Annotated in this window: 8 protein-coding genes; 6 read left to right on the top strand and 2 right to left on the bottom strand. The window is 61.8% G+C overall.

Going from position 1 to position 8,357, the window contains the following annotated elements:
* A partial coding sequence (locus AC52Q4_RS05810) for a DUF2333 family protein (RefSeq protein WP_495535858.1) occupies positions 1-956 on the top strand: 956 nt, incomplete at its 5' end.
* On the opposite strand, the gene AC52Q4_RS05805 is transcribed toward AC52Q4_RS05810, so the two are convergent.
* Both AC52Q4_RS05805 and AC52Q4_RS05800 read right to left on the bottom strand, forming a co-directional pair.
* Positions 957-1,823: a class II glutamine amidotransferase gene (locus AC52Q4_RS05805; RefSeq protein ID WP_495535857.1), complete on the bottom strand. Its 867-nt coding sequence runs from the start codon at positions 1,821-1,823 to the stop codon at positions 957-959.
* A gap of 16 nt (positions 1,824-1,839) precedes the next feature.
* On the bottom strand, positions 1,840-2,463 hold the full coding sequence (locus AC52Q4_RS05800; protein WP_495535856.1) for a CoA pyrophosphatase: 624 nt from the start codon (positions 2,461-2,463) through the stop codon (positions 1,840-1,842).
* A gap of 137 nt (positions 2,464-2,600) precedes the next feature.
* On the opposite strand from AC52Q4_RS05800, the gene AC52Q4_RS05795 reads away from it, so the two are divergent.
* From AC52Q4_RS05795 to AC52Q4_RS05775, 5 genes are all read left to right on the top strand, one after another.
* Positions 2,601-3,299: a hypothetical protein gene (locus AC52Q4_RS05795; RefSeq protein ID WP_495535855.1), complete on the top strand. Its 699-nt coding sequence runs from the start codon at positions 2,601-2,603 to the stop codon at positions 3,297-3,299.
* Positions 3,300-3,613: 314 nt separating this feature from the next.
* Positions 3,614-4,372, top strand: coding sequence for a selenium cofactor biosynthesis protein YqeC (yqeC, locus tag AC52Q4_RS05790; protein ID WP_495535854.1), 759 nt, complete (start codon positions 3,614-3,616; stop codon positions 4,370-4,372).
* Between the two features lie 273 nt (positions 4,373-4,645).
* Positions 4,646-5,278, top strand: coding sequence for a molybdenum cofactor guanylyltransferase MobA (gene mobA, locus AC52Q4_RS05785; protein WP_495535853.1), 633 nt, complete (start codon positions 4,646-4,648; stop codon positions 5,276-5,278).
* Complete coding sequence (gene moeA, locus AC52Q4_RS05780) at positions 5,275-6,543, top strand: molybdopterin molybdotransferase MoeA (RefSeq protein WP_495535852.1); 1,269 nt, start codon at positions 5,275-5,277, stop codon at positions 6,541-6,543. Before mobA ends, moeA begins: the two co-directional genes overlap by 4 nt.
* A 146-nt stretch (positions 6,544-6,689) precedes the next feature.
* Entirely contained in the window at positions 6,690-7,940 is a 1,251-nt protein-coding gene (locus tag AC52Q4_RS05775) for an MgtC/SapB family protein (RefSeq protein ID WP_495535851.1), read from the top strand.
* Positions 7,941-8,357 lie beyond the last annotated feature (417 nt).

Genomic DNA, 8,357 nt, shown 5'->3' with positions numbered 1-8,357 from the left:
TCGTCGTGGTTCTGTTGCTGCTCGTCGGTTTCGGGCTCGCCGTCTATTGGAACCGCTCACCAGACCTATTCAATGTAATGAATGCCGCCGAGCAACGCGCCCCAGAGGGGGTAGACCCTGCCGAGGTGCCCGGATTTGTCATGACCGCGACCCTGGCACACACCGTGGAAGTGCTGCTGGAAAAGCCCGGGGGTTATCTGAGCAACGACATTGCTCCGCCCTCGGAGCTGATGGCCGACATGGCAAACTGGGAATACGGCGTCGTGATTCAGGTGCGGGATTTCGCGCGCTCGTTGCGCAACGACATAGCCCGTTCGCGCTCCCAATCCGCCGAGGATAAAGACCTTGCCGTCGCGGAGCCCCAGTTCAGTTTCCCAACGGACAACTGGATGTTCCCGGCCACCGAAGCGGAATACCGCAAGGGGGTGAAAGCGCTGGATCGCTATCTGGCTCGGCTGGCGAATGGGAAGGCGGAGTTCTTTGCCCGCGCCGATAACCTCGCCGAGTGGCTGACTTTGGTAAACAGACGGCTCGGAAGCCTATCGCAACGTCTCAGCGCCAGTGTCGGAGAACACCAGGTCAACGCCGGCCGGGGAGGAGAGCCGAGCGGTCGCCAAGCCGACACCGAACCGGGCAAGCAGGTTTACAGCCAGACACCTTGGCTTGAGGTGGACGATGTCTTCTATGAGGCGCGCGGCTCGGCTTGGGCAATCATTGAGTTCCTGCGGGCGGCCGAGATCGACTTCCACCCCGTCCTCGAGGACAAGAACGCGTTGGTGAGCATGCGCAATATTATACGCGAACTGGAAAACTCGCAGCACGCGGTGTGGAGCCCAATGGTGCTGAATGGCAGGGGCTTCGGATTCACAGCCAATTACTCGTTGATTCTGACCTCCTATCTCGCCCGGGCCAACGCCGCAATACTCGACCTGCAAACCCTGCTTTCGGAAGGCTGATTACGATCGCCGAGCCCGCGATCCCGGGCTCGGCCCACTTCTGCTATCTAAGCAGGGGTGTCGCAGCGACAAGGGTCGAATCCTGCCGCTGCTACCCACATCGAATGGAAATCCACCATCGAAAACCACCAGCGAGCCCGGCGACATGGTGGTCCATGTTTCATTGCTCGTCAGGGGGCGGGTCGCAATGACGGTCACCACGTCATTGGGCGTCGTCACCTTGGCGAAATCCACCGTAATCTCGGCGTCGAGCAATCTCGCCTCACCGAACGGCGCGCAGCGGGTGAGCCAGGCCAAATGAGTGCTGCAGAACGCATAAAGCACCCGGCCGTCACTCATGAGCATGTTGGACGTCCCCAGAACATGCAACTCACGCGCTAACCCCGCAACATAGCGCCAAAGCGTCTCACGACGCCGTGGCGGCTCGGGGAACCGCTCCCGGAGGCGGCCGAGCAGCCAGCAAAAAGCGTATTCACTGTCGGTCGTGCCCACTGGGCGATAATAGTTACTCAATGCCCAGCGCTTCACCTTCCTGAGCTTGCCGTTATGGGCGAACACCCACGGACGCCCCCAGAGCTCGCGCTGGAAGGGATGTGTGTTCTCGAGCGCGACCCGGCCGTGAGTGGCCCGGCGTATATGACAGATTACGTTGCAACTCTTGATCGAATAGCGCAGCAGCAGGCGGGCAATCTCGGAGTCGACGCTGGGCCGGGGATCCTGGAAGATACGGCAGCCTCGCCCCTCGTAGAACGCAACGCCCCAACCATCGCGATGAGGGCCGGTATGCCCACCGCGCCGCATCAGGACAGTGAAGCTGAAACAGATATCCGTCGGCACATTGGCGCTCATGCCCAGTAGCTCGCACATCGCGAACGATCCCTCGTCAAGGCGTTTCCACGGGCGCTTGCACGGAATCGCACTGCCCGAGGAGCAGATGATAGAGCTCTCGTAGGATCGCCGCCGTGGCACCCCAGATATAGTGCTTCTGGTAAGGTATGGCCCAGTAGGTGACTCTACGCCCGCGCGAGACCAAGGCCAGAGGTTGATAGTTGCTTGATTCAAGCACGTACGCCAAGGGAATCTCGAAGATTTCGGCGACCTCGACCGGGTCCGGGACCAACTCAACGTTCGGATCGGCAAAACCAACCACGGGGTAGACCACGAAGCCGGTCCCAGTGCGATAGGTGGGCAGCGTGCCGGTTAACAATACCGCCTGGGGCGGCAGGCGAATCTCCTCCTGCGCCTCGCGCAAGGCCGCGGCGGAGCGCGAGGCATCATCGTGCTCGATGCGCCCCCCTGGGAAACTGATCTGACCGGCGTGCTCGCGTAGGTGGGAGGCGCGACGAGTCAAGATCACATGTATTCCCTGACCGCGCTCGACCAATGGAACCAGCACCGCCGCCGCGGTAAGATCTCGATGAACCGGATCCGCATCGATATACTGTTGCGGCGTCGGGGCCCTGGCAAAGCGGGACTCAATCCAGCGGCGACTCGGCGAGTTAGTCATAACAATTCGATAATATATGTAAATTACTCTGAGAATCAGTGAATTGATGGCAGTCAACACGATTACTCGAAAATTCGATCATTCGGCGCCTTGCATCTTCCCGCCCGTTGGCCTAACTATTTAACAAGAAATACGACATGATCGACATACAATATCAACAATCGACAGACAGGGACGTGGGTTGCATTGTGCGCATGCGTGCGGTTCTGATCGTAACGTTGGGGATCCTGGCCTCAATCGCCACGCCGAGCGTCCGTGCGGGCGATAATGCGCCGATGGGCTGGCGTTCTCCGATGCATCCTCAATTCGAACTCATCACCCCGCTGTCGAATCAGCTTAACTTCCGCTTCGGCGTCAGCCGATACAATGTCTTTTCAACAACCGATCAGCTCCACAGTGCTTTGGCTGACGAGACAACGCCGGTGTTTTCGGCTTCCGCGCTTGTCGACTGGCAGGTCCTCCCCGGGGGATTGCACCTAACGGGCGGCGCGCTATATGGCGACCTCGGCTGGCCGAGCTTTGGCCGCTCGAGCGCACTTGGCGCCGTGGGTCGATATCGCGCCGGTGGCAATGGCGCCGGGGGCCGTGATCGCAATTATTTGGATAACGTCAAACCCTATGTCGGCCTTGGTTGGAACGATCAGTTCGGGCGCGACGGTAACTTTCGGCTGCAATTGGACCTCGGTTTAGTCTTTCAAAGCGTAGCGCCAGGCAGCGCGAATTCTCTAAATCCGGACTACATGGGCGCAGGCGGTACCGACACGAAGCTTGGACCCACCTTCCAGAACTTCACCTATACACCGATGTTCTCTGCTGGTTTCCGCTATCGATTTTAATCTCGCCTCTCCGGCGCAAGGCCTGTGAGGTACGACTCGCGTGTTGCAATACAAGCTGGCGTAAACTCCGCAGAAATGCTGCACGAATCGCGCATCACACCACGACGGCGGCGACACATGCCCGCCGCTTGCCAGCGTACCTAAAAGGATAATGTGGGGCCGCTGGACTCGTGGCACAATGCCTCCTGCACCCAGCAATCTTCACTCCTGGAGGCGGGTTTTTGCCGGTTGATACCGTCGAATGCTCGAGCAGATCGTGAACGATCCCTTCAGCAGACACTGCGAGAACTGCGTTGCTACGGAGGGAGCAAAAGGTGACCGAATCCATATTGGATGTACTGGAAGCCCACCACGGCATCGTCTGTGCAGTCGGCGCGGGGGGCAAGAAGACGACGCTCTATCGCCTCGCCGCAGCACACCCGGGTCGGGTTGGGATAACCACGACGGTGTTCATGGCGCCATTTCCGCCCGAACTGCAAGCCGAGCGCATCATCGCCCCGCAGGCAGAGCTCGCCGCAGCGGTCGTCAAAAGCGCGCGCGCGAATCAACGGGTATTGTTCGCCTGCCCCTCCGAGAAACCAGCGCGCCTTGGTGGAGTATCGGTGCATGCCGTTGCGCCCCTGCATGAGGAGGCCGGATTCGAGCTGACCTTGGTCAAAGCCGATGGCGCCCGAATGCGGCAGATCAAAGCGCCGGCGGCACAGGAACCCAACATACCGACGGGGGCCGATGTCATATTGTTCGTGGTTTCCGCCGGTGCCATCGGTCAACCGTTGGACGAGACCGTCGCGCATCGAGTCGACCGCCTGGAGAGCGTAACAGGGGCGCATCGTGGCCAAATCCTCGAGCCGCGCCATCTGGCGCGGCTACTGACCTCCGAGCAGGGAGCACGTCAGAACCTCGAAAGCGCCCGGCTCATCCCGATCATCAATCAAGTGGATACCCCTGAGCTGCGTCGTAGCGCTCGAGCCGTGGCTGAGAACGCCCTGGCCGACAGCGAGTCTCTGGACCGCGTCGTCCTCACCTCGATGCGCGCACCCGACCCTATCGTGGATGTTATTCGACGTCTCTGAGCTCACCGTGCACCTGTGCTAGTCTGGCATTACCCCTACAGCTCGGCACGCTTAATCACAAGCGGGTCCGCGCAAGCGCCAAGCTAAGCCACGATGACTGGCTGCGCCCCGGTGGCCGCGTGGTCGGTATTCCCCGAAGCCTCGTAGGTGGCCGGATAGGCTGCAACAGCGCGCCCCCGACGGAGCGTGCGGTTTTTGGTAGTAGAACGGCGGCCGCCCCGGAACGCTCGGTCTTGGACCCGTTCGAGACTTCATCAGCGTGGAGGCAGGATCATGAAAGGCGATTACCCGCGCGAGCGCATCACCGGCGTCATACTGGCCGGCGGCCGCGCGACTCGCATGGGTGGCGTGGACAAAGGTCTGGTCTTACTCGACGGGCGCCCTTTGGCGGCCCATGTACTGGCCGCGCTGCGACCACAGGTCAACACGATACTGATCAACGCCAATCGCAACCTCCAAGCCTATACCGAGCTGGGCTGTCGGGTCATCACCGACACTCAGCTCGACTATCCGGGACCCCTCGGTGGCCTTGCCGCCGCCCTTGGCGCAGCCGAAACTCCGTGGGTGTTGACGGTGCCTTGTGACGGGCCGCTGCTGGCCGCGGACCTCGGGCCACGCTTGCACCAAGCGTTGGTGGAAAACGGAGCCGAGCTGGCCACGGTGCGCACGAGCGAACGTGTGCACCCGGTATACGCCCTCGTCCCGACGTGGCTGCGCGGCGAGGTCGAGAAGACCTTGTCGGCGGGCGAGCATAAGCTCATCTCGTGGCTGCAGAGCCGGCGGCTGGCCATCGCCGATTTCTCGGATGAGAATGACCGCTTCATCAATTTGAATACGCTTGCGGAGCGTGACGCTCTGGCGTTGCGCCTCACAGGCGCTCACCCCGCAACTCGGAGGAAGGCATGAGCACGACAGCGGGCGAGATCAAATCGCAAAAAGGCTGTGGCCATGACGGCCCGTCGATGTCTGTGGACGAGGCGCGCCAACGGGTCCGCACGGCGTTGCAGCCCCTGCGGCTGACAGTGCGGGTATCGATCAGGGACGCGCTGGACCGGGTGCTCGCCGAGGACATCCGCTCCCCTAGCGACGTACCCGGCCATGCGAACTCCGCAATGGACGGCTACGCGCTGCTCGCGGGCGATCTTGAGAGTAACCCTTCGGCTTCGCTGACCGTGGTCGGTAGCGCGTTTGCCGGACACCCTTTCGACGGCGACGTTCGCCCTGGCGAGTGCGTGCGCATCATGACCGGTGGGATGGTGCCGGCAGGGGCCGACACCGTGGTAATGCAGGAGCGGGTCCGCCGCGAGGGGGATCAGGTATGGGTCGAGGGTGAGCATCGGCGAGGCGAGAATGTCCGACCCGCCGGCGAGGACCTCGCGAAGGGCGCGGTCATCCTGCGGCGGGGTCAGCGGCTGACACCGGCCGACATCGGCCTGCTCGCCGAGATCGGCCAACCGGAAATCGCGGTGTATCGGCGCTTGCGGGTCGCTTTCTTCTCCACCGGCGATGAGCTACGCAGCGTCGGTGAACCGCTGCGTCCGGGTGACATCTATGACAGCAACCGCTACACACTCCACGGCATGCTGCGGCGGCTCGACACCGAGATTTTGGACCTCGGCGTGGTACGGGACGACCCCGACACGCTGGCACAGGCACTGGACGCCGCGAGTAGCAATGCGGATGTCGTGATTACCTCAGGCGGTGTTTCCGTCGGGGAGGCGGACTATATCACCGATTTGCTCGCGACCCGCGGCGCGGTCGATTTCTGGACCATCAATATCAAACCGGGCCGCCCCCTGGCATTCGGCCACCTGGGTGATGCCGCCTTCTTCGGGCTGCCGGGCAATCCCGTCTCCGCCATGGTCACCTTTTACCAAGTGGTGCAACCCGCCCTGCTCTATCTGGGGGGAGAAGACTTCCGCGCCCCCTTGTCCGTGAAGGCACGCTGTAGCGGTGCGCTGCACAAAAAGGGTAAGCGTCGGGAATATCAGCGCGGCATTCTCTCCACCACGGCGGATGGCACGCTGGAGGTCCGCAGCACGGGCCCGCAGGGCTCGGGTATCCTACGCTCGATGAGCGAGGCGAACTGTTTTATCGTGCTACCCGAGGAGTGCGCAGACGTTGCCGAGGGCGAGTGGGTCAGCGTGGAGCCGTTCGCCGGGCTGATTTGATCTCACCGATGCCTGTCCCACCTTGTGTGCTCGACATGGGCGCCGATGGCTGAAAGCAGACACGGCGGGTAATAAGGCAGCCGTGGCACCGCAGGCGCGCCTGCGGGTGGAGGGTTGGAAGCGGCGAATGCCGGAGGCCGTTGCAGTTGGGTGACACGTTTGCGGCACTTGCGATTTCGCTCGCAGTGGGTCTTCTTATCGGTCTCGAGCGAGGTTGGGAACAGCGCGACGAGGACGAGGGGCAACGAGTCGCGGGTCTGCGGACGTTCATGCTCATCGGTCTACTCGGCGGTGTCACCGCACTTTTGGCCGTGCGTTTCGGCGCCATCATTCTCGCGTTTGGCATACTGGGCATAGCCGTCATCAGCAGCACCGCCTATTTCGTCACCACCAAAAGCAGCCAGCAATACGGCATCACCAGCCAGGGTGCCTTTCTGGCCACCTATGCGCTAGGCGCCGCGGCGGCCTCGGGATATCCGGAGGCCGCCGCCGCCGCCGCGGTGGTGGTCGCCGTCGTGCTCGGCCTGAAAGAGGAGATGCACAATTGGCTACGTCGGCTTGACCGCAAAGAGTTGATCGCCGCGTTGCAGCTGATGATGCTCTCCATCGTCGTGCTGCCCATGCTCCCCAACCGCAGCTTCGGTCCCTTGGACGCGGTCAATCCGTTCCGGATCTGGTGGTTTGTGGTCCTGATTGCCGGGATCTCCTTTATCGGCCACTTCGCGATCCGGATTATCGGACCCGGCCGCGGGGTGTTATTGACCGGCGTGCTCGGCGGGCTGGCCTCGTCCACGGCCTTGACACTCAACTTCGCTCGTTTCGGGCGCGAGCGACCTGCCGCCCATCCGCTGCTCGCGATCGGCATCATGCTCGCCACAGGGACCGTGTTCCTGCGGGTGACTGCCTACGTCAATGCGCTCAACTCCGCGCTCGGCTTGCGCCTGCTGGTTCCTCTACTCAGCCTGGCGCTGCTGAGCTATGTCGTCGCCTTGTTGGCCTGGCTGAGTGAACGCGGGACCTTGGTTCCACCAACGCTTCAACCGAGCAAGCCATTCAAGCTGCGGGTGGTGCTGCAATTCGGCCTGATTTTGGCTTTGGTCACCGTGCTGAGCGAGGCCGCACAGAAGCTGTTCGGCGAGACCGGAATATACAGCCTGGCGATTATTACGGGCCTCTCCGGCGTCGATGCCATTACATTGTCGCTGATTTACATGGCCGGGGAATCCTTGAGTACGGAAATTGCCGCCAAGGCCGTGCTGATGGCCGCCGCATCCAACAGCGTCATGAAGGCCGTCTTGGTTGCGCTGCTCTGCGGTGGTTCTCTCGCCCGGCGAATCGCGCTGTATGCGGCCGGGCTGCTGGGCGTCACCGCGGTATGGGTGGTGTCAATTGGGTAATGAGGCGCTAGGCGCGGATAACGGGTGAAAACCCCAAAGACACGACCGCCCGTCTCCCCTGCCTCGCTACCGATGAAATGCCCCTCTCGCCGAGCAAATGCCTCATGGATCCCGCCGTGTGGGAAGACTCCACGGTATAAAGGGTATGCGAGCGCACTTTGAAAGCAGCCGGCTGTCTATCTCGTTATCCGTGCGATAAGTTGCAGACTCCTGGAACCCTCTGGACTCCTCCGCTGTCACTTATTTGAGTGTGCCACTCGTGCCGAGCATTGAGCGTACCTTGGACCTTCTCGAACCGATCATGCCGTGGCTAATCGCCTTCTCGGTCATTACGCTGCTGATTAGCGTGATTGCCGTGCCTTGGGTGGTCACCGTGGTGCCCGCCGATTATTTCACTCACCGCTCACGCAGACGCTT

Source organism: Nitrococcus sp. (assembly GCF_059432795.1).
This window is presented reverse-complemented; position numbering and strand designations above follow the sequence as displayed.